General features: G+C 76.3%; 1 pseudogene. It reads right to left on the bottom strand.

The features are described 5' to 3' along the window. Positions 1–392, bottom strand: a pseudogene (locus K6I33_RS35670) (FUSC family protein); the annotation flags it as partial. Positions 393–502 lie beyond the last annotated feature (110 nt).

Below are 502 nucleotides of genomic sequence, written 5' to 3'. Positions count from 1 at the left end.
GGGGCGTAGGGCGGGAAGCAGGGAAGGATGTAGAAGAGCTGGGCGGCCGCGCTCAGCCCGGCCGGTACGGGCCCGCCCGTCGCCGCGAAGGCGACGAGGAAGCCCACGGCGAACATGCCCGCCGCGGCGGCCCAGCCGCGCACGGCCAGCAGGGTGCCCGCCGTGACCATGACCCAGCCGACCGGCACCATCGCGAGGAGGACGCGGGTGCGGTGCCGGCCGGGGCCAGGGATCTGCGAGAACAGCACCAGCGGGAGGACGCCGAAGATGGCGTAGAGGCCGAGGGTGCGGTCGCCCAGGGCGTGGGCGAAGCCGTAGAAGCCGGCGCAGCCGGCGAGGGTGGCCCAGACGGCGCGGCGCGCGGCGTCGCGGAGAGACGGGGTGCGGGCCATGGTGTTTCCCCAGCGTAGGCAGGGTGCGGGCCGTCGCAACCGGGGGTTCCGCCCCGGTCCCGCCCTTTCACCGTTTCCGAGAGGGCCTGCGGCCCCCTCGCGCCCCCGCC

The sequence above is a fragment of the Streptomyces sp. UNOB3_S3 genome (assembly GCF_020740895.1).
In the GTDB taxonomy this organism is placed as follows: Bacteria; Actinomycetota; Actinomycetes; order Streptomycetales; family Streptomycetaceae; genus Streptomyces.
Note: the sequence above shows the minus strand (reverse complement) of the source record. Positions and strands in the feature narration are given on the sequence as shown.